Here is an 18,402-nt window from a genome sequence, read left to right as displayed (position 1 = left end):
GAAAAAGTAATGACTGATACCGTTTTCAAATGAATTTCGTTTCTCATCGTAATAGGGGGGTAATCATCGTGTATAAGGTGCTGCTAGTCGACGCCGCTCAACAATCCAAGGACACGACGATCAATTTGCTGGCGTGGAGAGAATTAGGCTTTTCCTTGGAGGATCATGCATCTACAAGAGTAGAGGCAATGGCCATGTTCGCCAGACAGCCGTACGCACTTGTGCTTATTAATATGAAATGCACACAGGTGGACGGCATTCGTCTCTGCCAGCAAATTAGAGAAACAAGCCGTGTACCTATCATTCTGCTTGGCGGTGACAATGATTTTCAGCTCGCTCGCAAAGCGATGTGTTATCAAGTCAGCGATTACTTGCCGGATCCCATCTCGCCTGACGAGTTGCAAGCAAGCTTGTGTCGAGTCGAACGTGAACTGGAAGAATTCATCGGCGCAGAAAGTAAAGCGCTTACAATATTGCCCGAAGACCTGACGACGCCTAATTCTGCTCCTTCCAATATTATTGATAAAGTAAAGGAATTCGTTGAAGAATCGCTGCATCAGAACATTACGCTTAAGGAAATCTCAAATATTTTTCACTTCAACTACTCCTATCTCGGCCAGAAGTTTAAGAGCCATGAGAATATGACGTTCAATGAATATCTGCTTCAGAAGCGGATGGAGAAAGCTAAGTTTTTGCTAGAGCATACGGATATGAAGATCTATGAAATCGCCAACGAGGTTGGGTATACGGAGATGGATTGGTTCTATAAGAAATTTAAAGCGTATACAGGCGTAAGCGCGAATGAGTTTCGGAAGATGATTTCGATTACGGCCTAATCGTTTATAATAGAAACAAACATGAAACGAAAAGGTGGATAGTCGGGATGAATAAGAAAGCAGCAAACATCGCAGCAAACGAAATACCAGAGGGAACCCAGATTCTATATGGCGATTATGCCGAGAGAGGAACCTACTATTCCTGCTCCTATCGGCCAGATGTCGTCTATGCCCAATACGGGGAAGAAGCTAGAAGATTGCAAATCATCGTTCCTCATCGGGCCGGCTATAAATTTCCTCTGGTCGTATTCATTCAAGGCTCCGCTTGGAGACCGCAAGATCGATATGCAGCCATTCCGAATCTCAGCCATATCGCAGCCAAAGGGTATGTCGTTGCAAGCGTCGAGATTCGGCATACAGACATTGCTAGGTTTCCCGCCCCTGTCGAGGATGTCAAATGTGCGATTCGTTTTATGCGCAAACATGCGGAAACGTATGGCGTAGATCCGAATCGAGTTGCGGTATGGGGAGATTCATCGGGCGGGCATCTTGCCTTAATGACTGGTCTTACCATTGGTGAATACGATAACGGCCTCTATAGCGAACAATCGGATGAGGTCAGCGCCGTTGTCGATTACTATGGCGTGTCGGACCTGCTGACGTTGGGCAAATATAATGACATTCTCGACCATGATGCCGCCGATTCACCTGAGGGGCTGCTCATTGGCGGGAGTGTTCCGGAACATATCGAATTGGCGAAGAAAGCAAGCCCGATTCATCAGAATCTGGATAAGAGACTCCCTCCGTTTCTCATCGTTCATGGCGACAGCGATCAGATCGTACACGTTAACCAGAGCATCGAAATGTATAAGGCGCTTAAGAACAGCGGGCAGAACGCAACTCTCTATAAAGTAGTCGGCGCGGATCATGGGGCAGGCATATGGAGCCCTCAAGTGCTGGACATTACAGAGAGGTTCCTGGCTGCCAATCTGCATCGGCCGAGGGTCGATAAGCCTCCTTTTCAACATGACGTTGAATAGAATGGCATAGACATTGGCACGGCTCTGAATCTATTGAAGTAAGCGAGGTCGGCTGCATGGAGCTGGAGAAGCTGGAGAAAGTGCTAACCATACATGTTCGTATCGAGCAAACGATCGAACTGCGTAATGACGAGGGCGATTCTGTCGTTATGATTTCCTTCTCAGGCAAGGCGACGGGAGAATTGTTCCAAGGGAAAATACTTGAAGGCGGCATCGATACGCAGGTGATCGGAAGGCCCGGCGGACGGCATACGCTGTCTGCCAGGTACATGCTGGAAGGCGAAGATTACGAAGGCCATGCTTGCCGCATCTACATCGAGAACAATGGCGATGCCAACAAGCAATGGAACGACGCCTTGTTCCGTACTCGCCCTTCGATCATAACGAATAGCAAGGCATTATCCTCGTGGAATAACGATCTATTCCTAGGCGAAGGGTTTCCGACTGAATCGGGAGTCGATATTATCATTTATAGATGGGTTCAATAACAAGTTGGATGCTGTTCAATATAGGATTAACTACGTACAAGCTTACGCCGATATGGCGTAAGCTTGTTTTGCTATAATCATCAATACTCGCACTATCCTTGACGTCAATGTTAGTCAGCTTAATTAATGTCTTCTTCCGCATCAATAAGCCACCTGATTGTTCAACCAGGTGGCTTATGTTTATCATATTCTACTGTGCTGAGACATTGATGCTATCGATATTCGGCCCTTCCGTTCCAGTCGTTGCAACTCGTAATGTATTCGTCCCGCTGTTCATTGGCACCTGGATTGTCTTCTCTGCCCACGTCGTCCAACCTCCGGTCGCAGTGAATGCCGCATTGCTGACCACTTTGGTTCCATTCACGTATACATCCAGATTTCTTGTACCCGAAGCGAGCGCATACCGGAACTTCACATTCTTCGTTCCCGTGATCGCACAATAGATATTGTTCCATTGCACAGACGCGTCGGTCGCAGCATTGAAGTTGACATAACCGTTGCCGATATACCCTGTATTCAACGTCTCCACAATAGAATTGGTTAAGGACGTCCCTGTCTCAGCTTCGTACGTAGTCCCGCTTCCACTGCTTCCATTACCTCCTCCATTACCAGAAGCGGAAGTATGGAATCGGAACCAGTTGACGTCAACATATCCGCCGGAAGCCGCTGTTGTATAGTTGAAAATGCCGAATTTGTCGCCTTGGAAGAAACCAAGGTCAAACGGCATATTCAACTGGCCGCCCAGCTGAATGAAATTCACATTATCCGTACTATACGAGAAAGTCGCTTTGTTCGTTAGCAGATCCGCATTAGCCCTTAGATATACAAGATTGCTATTCAGAATCGGCCCAGTGGCAACAGTACCGGCCGCATCTTCCTTCGCATTGATCGTAGCAACGATTCGCTTCACACCGCCGGACTTAGTCACCCCTATCCAACCATAAGGGATATTGAGCAAACTTAGTCCTGCATTGTCTCCATCCAACATATTGGTTGTATCCAGCTCGATCGTTCCTTGAGAGTCAGGGCCTTCCACCCGTTGCGTCAAGGTGTTGGTTGCTCTCCACAGGCTATTGGCATTCTTCGCATGCAATCTCAAGTAACCTGAACGCTCGCTTAACGACCATCTCGTATTGTCAGGATAATGGTTCCATTGCCACTGTACGCCTAGCGAGGAAGAGTAGAATTCATCGGTATTCGGAATCGTCATAATGGGATAAGTTGACCCGACATTCGGTTTACGGTACGTGACCGGCACACTCCCCATTGGATAACTGATGCCTCCAATTGTCACATTGCGAACCGTAGCAGGATCACCTAGTATCGGCCAATCGTTCTGCCACTGCATCGGGATTAGAATATCTCTACGCCCCAAGCCGTTTCCATCTTGAAAGGCGTAAAACCACCATTCGCCGGTTGGCGTATCAATTGGACCTCCTTGATGTATCTGAGCTCCGCCTGGAATTGTCGGGCCATTTAACAGTATCCTCATCTCATAAGGACCATAAATGTTCTTGGATCTCAGCAGGTAGGTATAGGATTCCGGCGGCGTAGAGTTGCGAAAAATATAATAGTATCCATTACGCTTCATTACATGCGTTCCTTCTACCAGGTAGCTGCCGGTTACTCCTTCGATCCGCGTCGCAACCGTACTGCTTACAACCGATTTGTAATCAGCGCTTAACTTCGAAATCTTCACATCATTGGCTTCAGATATGATGTATCCGGTCCCGTCATCATCGATGAATAAGCCTGGATCGTGAAAGCCTTGGCTGAACACCGTCTTCGTATAAGGACCTGCCGGATTCGTGGCTGTGAACATGATAAACTTGCCCTGCGCTTGATAGTAGCCAACATAATAAGTACCATTGCGATAAGCAATCGTCGGCGCCCAGCTGCCGTGCCCATAATCTTCAAACGTATTGGTTAACGTATACGACTTTCCCGTTCCGTCTAGATTCGCCGTCACATATCCGATGATTTCCCAGTTCACCAAATCCTTGGAGTGCATAATCGGCACCGATGGGAACGAAACGAAAGTGGAGCTGACCATGTAGAAATCGCTTCCTACGCGAATGGCACTAATATCGGGGTAATCGGCATTCAGAATCGGGTTCGTAAACGTCCCGTCTCCATTATCCGACTGCCAGGCGAATGCAGGAACGTTAAACGATAATAGCATTCCGAATGCCAATAGGAAGCTGAAAGCCTTAATATTCCTGAGTCTGCCTTTACGTTTACTACCTCTATTATTCACGCTGGATTCTCCTTCTCTGGATAGATTTGCAAACCTGCTTCGGAAGATTAGTTGGTATATTCCAAATAATCGACGAAGACATCCCATGTGCCGTTATCGGTTGTTACGATTAGCTTGACTTCTACGGGTCCTGTCGCATGCGAGACATTAGACAACGTCTGGACAGTTGGCGTCGTTCCGGTGAAATAGAAGGAACCGACCGTCGTTCCGTTAATTTGCAGATCGACCCGCGCTGTCGAGGCGTTGCTGGATGCACCGCGAAGCGAGAAGGTATGGGTAGAAAATGCGAAGTATTGATTATATGAAGCATAATCGTTGTTCGCATAAAGCACGGCGCCGCTGAAAGGAGAGGTTATCTTTCCTCCATAAGTTCCACCGACCGTCATATTCTCTGCTTCTACCTTTGTTCCATTCGAGGTCGATGAATTTTGCGAGAACTGCCAGTAATCAAAGTTGAACAAACTGCTGGCGCTCGATCCCGTGAACACAAAGAAAACCTTGTGCACGCTAGTCGCATTGCTTACTGTTGTACTTAGTTCTTGCCAGTTCTGCGTTCCACCGGTAGAAGGCACATTCAAGGTGCCGACGAGCGTACCTGTCGGACTATCAAGACGGATTTCGATACTGCCACCTACCGTAGATGCAACATTCGCCTTGAATGATTTCGCCCCGCTCGAGCCGAAATCGGCATTGCCTACAGCGACCCAATCTCCATTACTGATATTCGTCACGTCCATGTTATTGAAAGGCCCGCCTGTCGCTTGGCTAACCTCCGTCGCAATCCCTGCATTCCAGCCGATCGTCTCCGCTTCCGTTCGATTGTAAGGATTCAGATTGGCAATCTGACTAACACCAGCCATGTTTCCTTGCACTTCTTGAATCGTTCCGTCCGCGTTATAGAACAGCTTGTTGATATGAGGCGAGCGGTAGCCTTTGCCCGATCCCAATAGCGCTTGGCTGACGGTTTGGGCGTGGTACACGACATACCACTGGTTATTGAAGCTAAACACCGCATGATGGTTATTGCCGCCTCCTCCGAAAAATGCGCCAGGGTTTTTCAGGAAGTGGCCCGCATACGTGAACGGTCCCATCGGACTGCTGCTCACCATGTAACCGATCTCGCCTGCCGGATAAGCGGCCGGATGCGTACCTGAGAAATTGATGCAGTAGGAATAGTAATATTTGCCGTTGTACTTATGAATGCCCGAATCCTCGAACATATAAGGGGCATCAATCATGACGGCGCTTCCGTTAACACTCGTCATATCGGCACCTAGCCTGATGACTCTGGCTGTCTTGGGATTCGCGATGATCGCCGGATCTGAATTATTCGGGATGCCGCCGCCCATGTACAGATAACCTGTACCGTCGTCGTCTACGAGCACTGCCGGATCAAACAGCCAGGTAACGCCGGACATGCCTGGCGTATTGAGCGTCACGAGCGCTTTGCCAAGCGGATCTGACCATGGTCCTATCGGCGTATCCGATGTCAGTACACCGATTCCCGATGCGCCATTCGCGAAATAGAGGAAAAACTTATCCTTGCCGTTAATCGTCTTCTTGGCGACCGACGGCGCCCAAGAGAGCGACGCCCATTTAGCAATGCCAGCACCATTATTTGCATTGTTATTTCCCGCTACCGGAATGGAACCATGATCTGTCCAGTTCACCATGTCAGCGGAAGAGATCACGTTGATTTTATTCAAAGCGCTGAAATCATTGTCTTTGATCGTTCCGTTGCTGTTGTAAACATAAGCATCGCTTGACATGTAGACGTAGACCCTACCGTTATAGGTCAGAGCGAAAGGGTCCGCCCCTAATTTGTGATCCATCAATGGATTGCTGTTTCCAGGGGTTTTTGCAATAGAGCTGTTAGCGGCATACGCGGACGTTAAGGATAAACAGCTCAGCAGAACGGAGAGCGATAATAGTAAAGAACACAATTTCTTAAACATAATACATTACCTCCTTTGATATTAAGGTTCTGATTGGTACTGTTGCATAAACCTGAACGACAGTTGCCCGATTCGATGCCCTTCCTCCTTCCTCTTCGATAGTGCGGTGCGAGACATTGGTGTCCCCCTTCATAATAAAGCGCTTTCTTTTTCCGAAAAATAGAATTTCTTATTCATTTGGTGTAAAAATATTGAATTTATAACAATTGAATCTAACGAACTATATCAGAATGCATTCCTTTTCTTATCGCTTCTTTCTTTTTTCTTTCCCTACATCTTGGGGCGATCGTGATATGTAAAAAAAAGAGTGCAAGCTGTCAATTTCATTCCTTTCCGATCGGAACGAGAATAAGCAGTAAAAAAAACCACCATCATTCTCAAAGGTCTCGGGCATCGCTCTAAGAGGATTTGCTAGGCAGCATAGAAACGCAGACAAAAAAAAAGAAACTGCTCTCTTGAACGGCTGTCTATCAAGCTCGTTTCGAGAGAAGCAGTTTTTCAATAGCCATTGCGCCTGTGAAAACTTCGATTATTCCAGAGTCTTCATCGTGCTCACACTGCAAGAATAGACTCACTGCTGCGTTTAACCCGTCTTCGTCTCCTCAGATGGATACAGCACGATGCGGCCATCCTCCACCTCGACGCGCACCTTGTTGCTGTCCTTGAAGCTGGCCAGATCCAGGTAGCCGGCCGGAATTTGCAGCCGCCCTGCCTTGTCCAGCACCGCATATTCGATATGACTCTCCGACTCCTGCTCCGAATGCTCCGAATCCAGCTGCGACAATTCGTCAGCATAGGAAACTCTGCGAATCATCTCCGCGCTCGTCTTGCCGTCCCGAATCTGAACGACACGGTCTACCTTGCGGGCCAACAGCGGATCATGCGTGACGATTACGATTGTAATGCCAATCGTACGGTTCAGCGTCCGAAACAGATCGAGTACTTGGTTCGACGTCTTCGTATCGAGCGAGCCGGTCGGCTCGTCGGCCAGCAATAGTCGCGGCTCATTAGCCAGCGCGATGGCGATGGCTACCCGCTGCTGCTCGCCGCCGGACAGCTCGCTCAGTCGATTCTTAACGCGATGACTGAGGCCGACCGCATCGAGCAGCTCAAGGGCACGTGTACGACGACGACGGCCTCGCAGCAATATGGGCAGCTCGACATTCTCGAGCGCCGTCAAGTAGGGAATCAGGTTGCGGGCATTGTTCTGCCACACGAACCCGACCGATTCCCGCTTGTATTTCACCAGATCCCGCTCTCGGAACGTCAGCAGGTCCTTATCGTCGACGAACAGCTTGCCGGCTGACGGTTTGTCGAGACCGCCCAGCATATTGAGAAGCGTCGACTTGCCGCTGCCGGAATTGCCGATGATCGCCATCAGCTCTCCCTTCTCGACGGTCAAGTCAAGCCCTTGCAGCGCAACGACCTCCAGATCCGCTGTCTTGTAGATCTTCACAAGCCCTTCGCAATGAATCATAGGCTATTACTCCTCTCCCAGCTTCAGCGCTTGCGCAATTCGGATACGCGACATCCGGAAGCCAAGGATGAGCAGCCCGATCGTCAGCATAATGCCGATAATGCTGTATAGATGCAGATAATCGCTAAGCTGATACGTAATCGTGAACGGCGGCACCTGGTCGGCTGTCTGGAATGACATCGAGAACAACGGAATGAACAATTCACTGATCATGCCGCCAATGAGAACACCGATAATGACAGCTGCACCCGAGGTAAGCAGCTGTTCGCTGACGAGCATCCCGATAATTTGCAGGAACGGAATGCCCATCGCCCGCAATACGCCATATTGAAGCGTGCGGCCCGACAGGGTGAGCACCCAGAACAGCAGGAACCCGAAGAAGCTGATCAGCATCGAGATGACGAAACCAAGCGTCATGACGCCGTTAATCGCCAGTCGGAAAGGATCATTCTTGGATAAAACCAATTGCTGCGAAGCATCGCGAAGACTCGTCACCTTCATATCCTTCAGCTCATCATAGATCTGATCGCTGGTTATGCCTGGCTTCAGCTTCAACCATACCTCGTACGGCTCTAGCGCGAGCCGGTTCTGAATCGCATCGAGATGACCCACGATCAGGTTCGGCTGCTCGACCTTCGACTTGACGTCGCTTCGGCCCGGCAGCGGATTCCAGGTTGGCCAATAGTCGATAATGCCATACACCGTGAACGGTACACGATCCAGCGAGTCCCAATAAATGTTGATTGGATCGCCTGGCTTCAGGTTGGCCTGCTCCGCGATGGAACGCGAAATCAGCACGGCCTTCGGATTCGGCGCTATTAGATTGAGGTAGCTATTGATCGGGTAATCCAGCAATCCATCCTTCATCCAAGCGGTATTCCCGAATTCCTTCGTGTCGATGCCCATCAGCATTGTTGATCCATTCTTATCATTGCTGCTTATGTTATAGCGTGCACCTGACTTCTTGAATACACGGGCAACGGACTCCACCCCTTGCAGGTTCTGGAATGGTTCGAAAGGCGGTTCCGTGTATTGTACCCGTTTCTTCGTTGCGGTCGCCGCCGTATCCGTCTGCTGCGACTGCCCCTGCTGCATCTGCGAAGGCGAGGTCACGGGGGCATCGCTCTGCCAGCGCGTCGTGAGCGACAGGTCCGACCCGATCGCGTATTGAATTCGGCTTTCCATGTTATCATTGATCGTCCGCGCGGCATTGGCGCTGAATAAGCCGGTGGCTACTGTCATAATAAGGAACACTTTAATCGTCAAATATTGCCCAGACGAACGGCTGATTACAACCAGCGTATTGTACAGGGCTGGCGACCACCACCTTCGCCCCATCCAATAGACGAGCCGAATAAACCATGGATAGACGCGAAGCACCAGCAATCCCGCGCCAAGCGAGAAGATCGCCGGCATGAGGAACAGCATCGGATCGATCTGCAGCGCATCCGAATCGAGTGCCAGCCTCTCCAGATCAGCCTGCCGATTATTGAAGCTGCGAAGCAGATACATCGCAATGGCAACAAGCGCAATATCAATCCCTGCCTTGTGCCAGAACGACAGCCTCGTCAGCCGCGCCATTTGCCGTTTATGATCGACAATGCTAACCCTCGTTGCTCGATAAGCGGGGATAAGGATCAGTATAATGGCTCCCGCCACTGCCAGGACAGCCGTTCGATACGCACCGCTGGTCAAGGTTACGTCTAACGCGGAACGCTGGACGAATTCCAAGAAGCCGTTCGATGCGCCGAGCAGCTTCGTAAAGCTGACGCCAAGATAAGGGCCTATAGCTAATGCGCCTATTCCAAGAATCAAACTTTCCAGCGTATAAGCCGCCATAATCTGCAGTCGACTTGCCCCCCGACTGCGAAGCACGGAGATCTCTGTCTTCTGCCGTTCGATAATCAGATTCGCCGTCATGAACAGATAGAAGGCAAGCATCAGCATCACAGGCGAATAGAGCGAAACCATCATGATGTTAAGCTTATCTTCCTTGCCGGCATAGGAGGATATCGTGTCTCGCGCCGGTATGTTCACTTCCTCGGAACCAAGCCTGCCTCGGAAGTAGCGTCTAATATCGGTATCCGCTTTCACGAATTGCTCGATGTGATTGACATCAAGCTGCTCGTAATTGAATGCCAGACGCCACTCTACCTCCGTCATGCGAAGCTTGCGGCCAACCGTAAATTCCCGATCGAATACGGATAACGGGATAAGGAAGCCATCCTGATTATCTGTCGTCAAATAAGGCAGATAAGGATCAGCCGTCTTATCGGTGTCCATTGTACCTACAATGATGACGCGAAATTTGGCCCCGTCGCCTTCCATCGATTCGGCGAACAATTCGTCGCCGATCTTGCGTTTGGTTGCAAGCTGGAATTTCTGCGTTGCCAGCGCCTCGATCACGCCGTCCGTCCGATCGACCGGCATGCGGCCATCGATTAGATGAACACGCTTCTCTAGATCAGACAGCGTCTTGAAACCGCCGATCGTATTAAGAGACTTTATTTCCAGCTCGGTAGCGTCTGCGCCATACACCTTCATTTTCTGCGTAAACCGCTGTTGATAGAACGACAGGCCATCCAGTCCCATCTTGGCGGGTATCGTCTTCACGAATCGGTCAGCCTTCTGAATGGCAGCCGTCGTCTTCTCTGTCATTGTCTCTGAAGAGATTGTCGAATTAATGCGCACATAACCTGGATACACTTGCTGCTGCGCTTGCACCGACTGAAGCTCTTTCAACAACGTCCTCTCCAGAATGGCCTTGGAGTACAATGGCATCGAGCTGAACAACGCTACGCATACCGTAAGGCCCAGCCATAAGTTCAGCTGCAGCCATTTGTTTTTCGCCATTTTGCGGAGGATCATCGTCCATAAGGCCATACCGTACACCCCGTTCTTGCGCCCGGCTTCACCGGGCCTTCAATGTTGTTTGGGTTAATTGTTGAGGATGATCTGCTGTCCCTCCTCGACCCCTTTCACAATCTCAACATCCGTCGCCGTCATTAAACCTACTTCCACATCCACCTCTTTGCGGCGGTCGCCATCTGCTATTTGGACGTAAAAACGGTTCATATAAGAGCGAATAGCCGAGCGCGGCAGCACAATTACGTCGTGCCGCTGCTGAAGATCAATCGTCATCTCGGCGCTATCTCCGACCTTCGAATCCGCAGGTGCATCATCAATGCTCATATAGATCGTCACGGCGTTGGTCTGCGCTTTGTTCGCATCCGTCGCAATCGGTACATTCGATGGCGATTGCACGACTTTCCCCGTATAATCGGCGCCTCGATATTTCAATTGGACGGGCATGCCCGCCTTGATCTGGGTTAGCTCCTTGCTGTCCGAGGCGACATAAGTAAGTTGGAGCTGGGATGGATCGGCTATGGAGACGATGTTCTGATAAGCATTGACGAAATCGCCGGCATTCATCTTCTCCACGAATGTGACGGTCCCCGAGATCGGCGAGTAGAGCCGAGATTTCGAGAGTCGGCTCATCATATTCTCGAGCGACATCTGCTCCCGCTTCAGATCCAGCTTGCGCAGCTGCAAATCGGTATCGCTCGCACCGGACTTGATCGCCTGGCTGAGCAGCAGCTGCATCTTCTCTACGTTGATTTTCTGCAGGCTAATCTGATAGTCGAGATCGCCTGTTTCGATCTCCGCGACGAGATCGCCCGCTTTCACCTCTTGCCCTTGCGTCACAGGTATCGCCTTCATCCGACCGCCTGATTCCTTAAACGAAAGATTCGCTGCCGTTGCCGACACGAAATTCGCCGTGCCGCGAAGAACGGTCTGAATATCGCCCTTACCCGCCTTCACTACATCAAATTGCTCCTGCGCCGGCTCCACGAGCGGCGGTTGCAGCACCTCCTGCTCGACTGGCAGCAGCGCACAGCCGGAGAGAGCCAGAGACATCATTAATAGAACGGCTGCGTTCTTCGCATGCCGTTTACGCTTAGACAAGCGGTGATTCGTTGGTCGTGAGAGAAACAATTCGTCCATCCTCCAGTGCAATAACGTGATCAACAAGCTCCATAATGTCAGGATCGTGCGTCGTAAGAACAACGGTCATGCCAGTCCGGTTCACCAGATCACGGAACACGCGCATGACCTGTAATCCCATTCGGCTGTCCAGCTCTGCGGTAGGTTCATCGGCGATTAACAAGACCGGCTCGTGTGCGATCGCACGTGCGATAGCGACACGCTGCTGCTCGCCTCCGGACAACTCAGGCGGGCGATGCTTCATACGCTCCCGCATGCCGACGAGCTCAAGGGCCCGCTCCGCGGCCTCGCGATTCCCCTTCACTTTCGTTCCCGCGATGCGCAGACCGAACTCCACATTCTCATAGGCTGACATCAGCGGAATTAATCCGAATGACTGGAAAACGAGCCCGATTTCCTTGCGTCGAAGCGCATTGCGGTCTGCAACAGACAGTCCGGTAATTTCCCGATCCTTGAAGAACACCTGTCCATCGGTTGGCTCGTCAAGTGCACTCAATATATTGAGCAGCGTAGTCTTGCCGGAGCCTGATCGGCCCTTCAACGCTACAATCGATCCAGCCGGGATATCGAAATGGATATCGGCGAGTGCAGTAACGGCCGCACTGCCTCGACCGAACACCCGCTTTATCCCCTTCGCTTGCAGTATGGTCGCCCCGGTGCGTGCTGCTGTTTTCAACGTCTCTTCCTTTACGGACACCGCCGTTCCCCCCTTTACTAGTACTAGCGCGAGCTTGCTGCTTCTGTTATTTTAGCGCTTACAATTGCCAGACAATACCTGTTGGTGCTGGTTCAATTACCCGAGAAATAATAGGTTTATGACGAGTAACAATAAAAAGCGCCCCTCTCGGGGCGCTTAGATCGATCTGAAACTCGTTATCTGCCAAATTGCCAGCTATCGAATTGGAATAACTTCTGCTCCGGCTTGCCGTTGAAGACGAAATAAACGGAATGAATGCCTGCCGCACCTTGAATGGAGGTCGTTGCTTCTACCCATTCGTCTTCGGCGCCCGTCGAAGGAACGTCAACCGCGCCAACCAATTGGCCTTCCGGACCATCCAGGCGCACCTCAATCGAGCTGCCTTCCGTGATGCCCGATACAACTGCCGTAAAGGTGCTTGCGCCTTCGCCGAAGTCAACATTAGCGATTGCTGTCCAGTCGCCGTTATCGATATCGCCGACCACCATATTCGAACCTTCTGCCCCGCTTGCTTGCACCACGTTAATGCCCGCGCTCCATGCGATCGTTTCTGCTCCCGTGCGATCATACGGATTCAGAACTTTCACCGCATCGACCCCTTTAAGATCAGCTGCAATCTCTTGGATCGAGCCGTCAGCATTAAACACAACCCGGTTCAAGTGCGTCGAACGATACCCTTGAGCCACGCCCATTGCCTTCGACAGCGTCTGTGCATGATAAGCGATATACCAATTATCGTTAAACTGGAACATCGCATGATGGTTGTTGCCGCCAACGCCGAAGAAATACCCAGGGTTCTTCAGTATCGTGCCTTGATACGTCCATGGCCCCATTGGGCTGCTGCTCGTCATGTAAGCAATTTCGCCAGCCGGCGGACTTCCCTCTGGACGCTCGCCGTTATAGAAGTTCGAGCAGTACGAGTAGTAATACGTATCGCCAACCTTGTTGATCCCTGCATCCTCGAACATGAATGGCGCTGGAATCACCTGCGCCTCGCCGACTACGCTGATCATATCGTCGCCAAGCTGCATCACGCGCCCTGTATTCGGCATGGCTTCCTGACCTTCTTGAATGCCTCCGCCATAGTAAATATAACCTTTACCATCGTCATCCACGAACACGGCAGGATCGAACAGCCATGTGACACCTTGTGCACCTGGATCTGATCGAGAGATGAGCGGCTTGCCGATCGGATCAACCCATGGTCCTATCGGACTGTCGCTCGTCAACACACCGATGCCGCTTGCATTGTTCGCGAAGTAAAGGAAGAACTTATCTTTGCCGTCAATCACTTTATGGGCAGCTGCCGGCGCCCATGATTGCGTCGCCCATTTGGCAGCTCCTTCATGTCTTGCTACTACGATTGCGCCATGATCGGTCCAGTTCACCAAATCGTCAGATGAAATGACCGATATCTTATTAATGTCGCTATACGTGTTGTCCTTTACTTTGCCGGCATCATCATATTGAAGGACGTCGTTCGTCGCGTAGATATATACTCGGCCATCGAATACAAGCGCATAGGGGTCAGCGCCGAATTTGTGTGCTACGAGAGGATTGCCGTTGGGCGGAGTCTTGCCGACTGCCTCCGTTGGCGGCGCGTAGACGATCTGAGCGGAAGCGCCGCTTACGTCATACGATTGTGTCTTATTGTCGGAATGGACAACATCTACATTCTGTACCTTCATTTCTTCACTCATTGGTTTCGTCAACTCCTGTAGTAATTGGATTGAGATCGTCGCCAGCGTACGGCTGGCATCGTTATTCTGATAAGTAAGAGACGAGCCGTCGCTCGTATGAATACGAAGCTTCATGCCTTCTGCACTCGTCTCGTACTCAGCCTCAGCTGATGGGTTTACATTCGCGTTATTGAGCATAATCCCCGTCACCTTAAAGGCAGTCGGAACTTGCAGTAAAGCCCGGATCTCGCGGATATCCGCATCAACAGGCAGCTCATCCATGATGAGACGAATTTCGTAATCCTTCCCGACATTCCGGCTCACCTTAACCACATCATCCTTCAATTCGACGGAGCCCACGAAAGAATCCGCATGCTCTGTCGTCGGTTGCGAACCACTGTCTGAATCAAACCCTATTCGGTAGGCCAGAAGAGCCGCCACCGCAAGGAATACAATGGACAATGCAAGCACTAAAGCGTTTCCTCTTCGCATTCGCATCCTTCATCCTCTCAGCGCTCCTCCAGCTTACTGCCTGTCAGCCAGTGCAACAACCTGTGAATCACGTTCTCGTTACCCGTCAAATTCTAGGTGTCGTGAACAGGGCGAAGGCACCTTGTCAAGCGCCTTCGAATAACGGCTCTATATCACGAAGTTGCAGTCAGCGTATCCCGATACTCTTGCGGCGTCACGCCGGTCACCTTCTTGAAGAAACGCGTGAATGAGTGAGCCGCTTCATAACCGACCTCAGCCGCCACATCCCGCACTTTCATATGGGGATCGCGGAGCAGCTCCTTCGCCTTCCTCACGCGACACCGATCGATGAAATCGGATAGGTTGATCCCGCTTTCCTGCTTGAAGAAACGGGATAGGTACGACGGGTTGAAAAAATGGATTTCCGCAAGACGTACGAGTGACAGGTCTTCGCTCAAATGATCCTCGATATACTGGCTAATGCGATCGGTGATGAGCGTTGTCCGATCTCGTTCATCCGTCTGCTTGAATTGGAATATCGCCTCCGCTGTACCTTTCAAATACAAGAATCCTTCTCTCATCGAGGCATGCTCGTCCAATCGCATCAGCTTGCCGTTCTCGTCTATTCGCCCATGAAGGCCGAGCCGCCCGATCGAAGCGTAGAGCATGAGTGCGATCGTATAATACGCTTCGATCGTATATTGAATATTGCCGCAGCACTGCAACGCAGCTGCAGAGATGTCCTCCAAGTCCTTCAGAAACTCTGCCGATCTGCCCGCTTCCAGATAAGCAGCCAATATCTCCGCTTTCTGAGCCGTGATGAAGCCATCCTTGCAAGGCAACCCGCTGATCGCATCCGGACGATCGCGAATAATAATGGCAGCTTCATCCCCGACTTGAAGCTGCTGCAGCTGCCGCAGCCGCTCATATTGCTGCGTCACCTCGCTCCAAGGACAACTCGACCCGCTGATCGTGAACCCGAGCGCCATACCAAGCGATGCTTGGCATGACTCTTGAATAAGCTCAAGCGTCCCTTCCAAATAAGTAACGAGATGTTCATCGTATTTCTCTTCGTTGCCTTCATGCGGCTGAATAAACCAAATCAGATCGCCTTGTTTATCTACGACGCCGATACAGCGTGTTTTCTCCGACAGATAGGTGTTCGCTCGCATCTGAGCCATGTTCATCAGCTCATTTTTCTCCAGATAAGTTCTTCCCTCCGGATAAGTCATGCGGCCAAGAACCATGACAACTTCCTGAGTTGGATCCAGCCCGATGCTCAGCTTGCGGAACTCATCAACAACGATGTCTATATAAACCGCAATCGTATGACTTTCCTGCAGCAGATGCCGCATATAATCGCCCTGTGCCATAAGCTGATAAGCCTGCAGCTGTTCGCGGGACTGCTCGATCAGCTGGGTTTCCTGATTGTCCCGGACAAGTTCATCCAGCACTTCCTTGACCGTCTCAGCCACCTTCGCATAGCCTTCCGTCTTCAGCAAATAACGCACATTCGCCAGTTGGATCGCACGGTATGCATATTCGAATTCACTATGTCCGGTTAGGAAGATGACGCGGCATCGCGGCCAATATTTCATGATTTCCTCTGACAGCTCGAGGCCATTCATGCCAGGCATCGCAATATCCGTCATCACGATATCAATTCTTGTACGGGACATCCATTCGAGCGCTTCCTTCGCCGAATAAGCTTTGTAGACGTCCAGCCTCTCCGGCATGAAGCGATTGAACACCTCATATAAGCTGTTTGTAATAATTTCCTCATCATCAACGATCAGCAGCCTATACATGTCCCATCTCCTCCTTAAGCTTCATACAGATCGTGACACGCAGACCATTCTGCTCCGTTCGAGTAAGCTGCAACCCGCTGCCTTCCCCGTACGTCAGCATCATTCGGCGGTGGATATTAATCATGCCCGTCATTTCTTCCGTTTCGCCCGTGCTTGTGAGCCGCGCATTCAACATCTCAAGCTGCTCTTCATCCATGCTGCCGCCGTTATCCTCGATGACGATACGCGCTTCGGACGCATGCAGCTCGAACGTTACACGGAGGAAGCCTTCTTCCGGCATTTTCTCCAAGCTGTGCTCGTATGCATTCTCGATAATGGGCTGCACGATCAGACGCGGAACCCGAATCCGCTCCATCTCCGGCGGTAGTTCATCGAACTGTACCTTAATTCGTCTAGAGAATCGAAGCTTCTGAATTTCGGTATACGTGCGGGCATGCTTAATTTCTTCGGAAAGCAGCACGTTCTCTTGACCGTTGCGCGTTATAAATCGGAAATATTCGCCCAGCATATTCGTGAACTGTTCAATCCGCTCCGTATCGCCTGTCTGAGCAAGCGAGTTTAGAATGAAGAAGCTGTTATACAGGAAGTGCGGATTGATTTGCGATTGGAGCTGCTTCAATTCCGCCTTCTGCATCATCATTTTCTGTTTAAAATCTTGATCGATCAGCGCTTGCAGCTTATCGAGCATATTGTTGAATCGACTATAGAGAAAGCCGAATTCATCCTTCTTCCCGTGATTGATTCGAAGATCAAGCGATCCGCTCTCCATTCGCCGGAAACCCTGAATGAGCAGCAGCAGCGGCCGATGGACGAATCGGTAAGTAATGAAAGCATACAAAATAATTGCGATTCCTGTCGTTAATGCAAACCCCCACGCCCAATAGCTGAATTTAGTTAACGGACGTTTAACCGTTTCTTCAGGCAAATACGATACGACGGAAAGCTTCAACTTATCCGAATCTGCACGGTCAAAATGATATCGTTTCCCCTCGATGTCAAGCAGCATGGAACGTTCATGCGAAGCCTCGGCGCTTTCCCAATATTCGTTCATCCGGCTGTATGCCGACCTATCGCTGTACAGCGTGAAGCCAGCGCCCTCAGCGAGCAGAATCGAACCGCTCTCTTCGTACACATTCAGCTTCTTCAACGATTCCCTCAGTTTCTCGCTGTCCAGCTCGATCTGAACAATAAACAGCGGCTCTGCTCCTTTCTTGCCGCCGAATCGGGAGGAGCTGATCTGGAGCGTATCATCCAACGTTGTGAGCCGGCTATCGTTCTCATCCAGCATCAGACGGAGTGCATTGTAGCGGTCTTGATCGAACGGCAAGACGCCGTTGCCTTCCGAGAGCGTCTTGCCAATCGTACGAATGTGGATATAAATATCTTTGACGTATGCGCTGTTGCTCTTGATCGAGGTCAACCGATGAAGCATGTAATCAATGCTTTTCTTCTTGTCGACGCTATCCATGAGCTCCCATGTAACCGCGAGCCGATTGAGGTCGCTTTCCTGCACCACATCGTATTGCTGGATTTCCAGCCATTCGATCTCCCGATTGAGGTCTTCCAAATAAGTAGATAATTGTGCTAGCGTATTTCTCGATATCTCGTCGCTTGCATTCTTATAGCTCCAATTGTAGAGATAGACGCCGAGAAGAATAATCGGCAGAATAACGACGAGATACATAATGACCAGTCTGACGAATATCGTGTGGCGCAATGAATTTACAGGAATCTTAAACAATGAAATGC

At 50.5% G+C, this 18,402-nt stretch carries 11 protein-coding genes and 1 pseudogene; 3 read left to right on the top strand and 9 right to left on the bottom strand.

The genetic code is table 11. From position 1 onward, the window contains the following. Positions 1-68: 68 nt before the first annotated feature. The 3 genes from SBI19_RS03100 to SBI19_RS03090 are packed head-to-tail and all read left to right on the top strand — an operon-like array spanning position 69 to position 2,304. The gene (locus SBI19_RS03100; protein ID WP_317964829.1) at positions 69-836 is read left to right on the top strand and encodes a helix-turn-helix domain-containing protein; all 768 of its coding nucleotides are present in this window, start codon (positions 69-71) and stop codon (positions 834-836) included. A 47-nt stretch (positions 837-883) separates the two neighbouring features. Beyond that, a complete protein-coding gene (locus tag SBI19_RS03095; protein WP_317964827.1) occupies positions 884-1,816 on the top strand; it encodes an alpha/beta hydrolase in 933 nt (310 codons plus the stop codon). Positions 1,817-1,872: 56 nt separating this feature from the next. Continuing rightward, positions 1,873-2,304, top strand: coding sequence for a DUF3237 family protein (locus SBI19_RS03090; protein ID WP_317964825.1), 432 nt, complete (start codon positions 1,873-1,875; stop codon positions 2,302-2,304). A gap of 190 nt (positions 2,305-2,494) precedes the next feature. Here SBI19_RS03090 and SBI19_RS03085 read toward each other — a convergent pair whose 3' ends face one another. The 9 genes and pseudogenes from SBI19_RS03085 to SBI19_RS03040 all read right to left on the bottom strand — a co-directional run bounded on the left by SBI19_RS03085 (position 2,495) and on the right by SBI19_RS03040 (position 18,394). Continuing rightward, the gene (locus SBI19_RS03085) at positions 2,495-4,561 is read right to left on the bottom strand and encodes a family 43 glycosylhydrolase (protein WP_317964823.1); all 2,067 of its coding nucleotides are present in this window, start codon (positions 4,559-4,561) and stop codon (positions 2,495-2,497) included. Between the two features lie 428 nt (positions 4,562-4,989). Further along, positions 4,990-6,516, bottom strand: a pseudogene (locus tag SBI19_RS03075) (glycoside hydrolase family 43 protein); the annotation flags it as partial. 583 nt (positions 6,517-7,099) lie between these two features. After that, a complete protein-coding gene (locus tag SBI19_RS03070; RefSeq protein WP_317964821.1) occupies positions 7,100-7,993 on the bottom strand; it encodes an ABC transporter ATP-binding protein in 894 nt (297 codons plus the stop codon). A gap of 6 nt (positions 7,994-7,999) precedes the next feature. Beyond that, the gene (locus SBI19_RS03065) at positions 8,000-10,876 is read right to left on the bottom strand and encodes an ABC transporter permease (protein ID WP_317964819.1); all 2,877 of its coding nucleotides are present in this window, start codon (positions 10,874-10,876) and stop codon (positions 8,000-8,002) included. A gap of 54 nt (positions 10,877-10,930) precedes the next feature. Then, the gene (locus SBI19_RS03060) at positions 10,931-11,998 is read right to left on the bottom strand and encodes an efflux RND transporter periplasmic adaptor subunit (RefSeq protein WP_317964817.1); all 1,068 of its coding nucleotides are present in this window, start codon (positions 11,996-11,998) and stop codon (positions 10,931-10,933) included. After that, entirely contained in the window at positions 11,952-12,695 is a 744-nt protein-coding gene (locus SBI19_RS03055; protein WP_317964815.1) for an ABC transporter ATP-binding protein, read from the bottom strand. Before SBI19_RS03055 ends, SBI19_RS03060 begins: the two co-directional genes overlap by 47 nt. A gap of 176 nt (positions 12,696-12,871) precedes the next feature. After that, positions 12,872-14,383 carry a glycoside hydrolase family 43 protein gene (locus tag SBI19_RS03050; protein ID WP_483312235.1) on the bottom strand — a complete coding sequence of 504 codons (1,512 nt, stop codon included), beginning with the start codon at positions 14,381-14,383 and terminating at the stop codon, positions 12,872-12,874. 635 nt (positions 14,384-15,018) lie between these two features. Then, positions 15,019-16,653: a response regulator gene (locus tag SBI19_RS03045; protein WP_317964811.1), complete on the bottom strand. Its 1,635-nt coding sequence runs from the start codon at positions 16,651-16,653 to the stop codon at positions 15,019-15,021. Beyond that, positions 16,646-18,394 carry a sensor histidine kinase gene (locus SBI19_RS03040; RefSeq protein WP_483312229.1) on the bottom strand — a complete coding sequence of 583 codons (1,749 nt, stop codon included), beginning with the start codon at positions 18,392-18,394 and terminating at the stop codon, positions 16,646-16,648. Before SBI19_RS03040 ends, SBI19_RS03045 begins: the two co-directional genes overlap by 8 nt. Between the last annotated feature and the right edge of the window lie 8 nt (positions 18,395-18,402).

It is taken from the genome of Paenibacillus sp. CCS19, assembly GCF_033239625.1.
Lineage (GTDB): Bacteria > Bacillota > Bacilli > Paenibacillales > Paenibacillaceae > Paenibacillus_T.
Note: the sequence above shows the minus strand (reverse complement) of the source record. Positions and strands in the feature narration are given on the sequence as shown.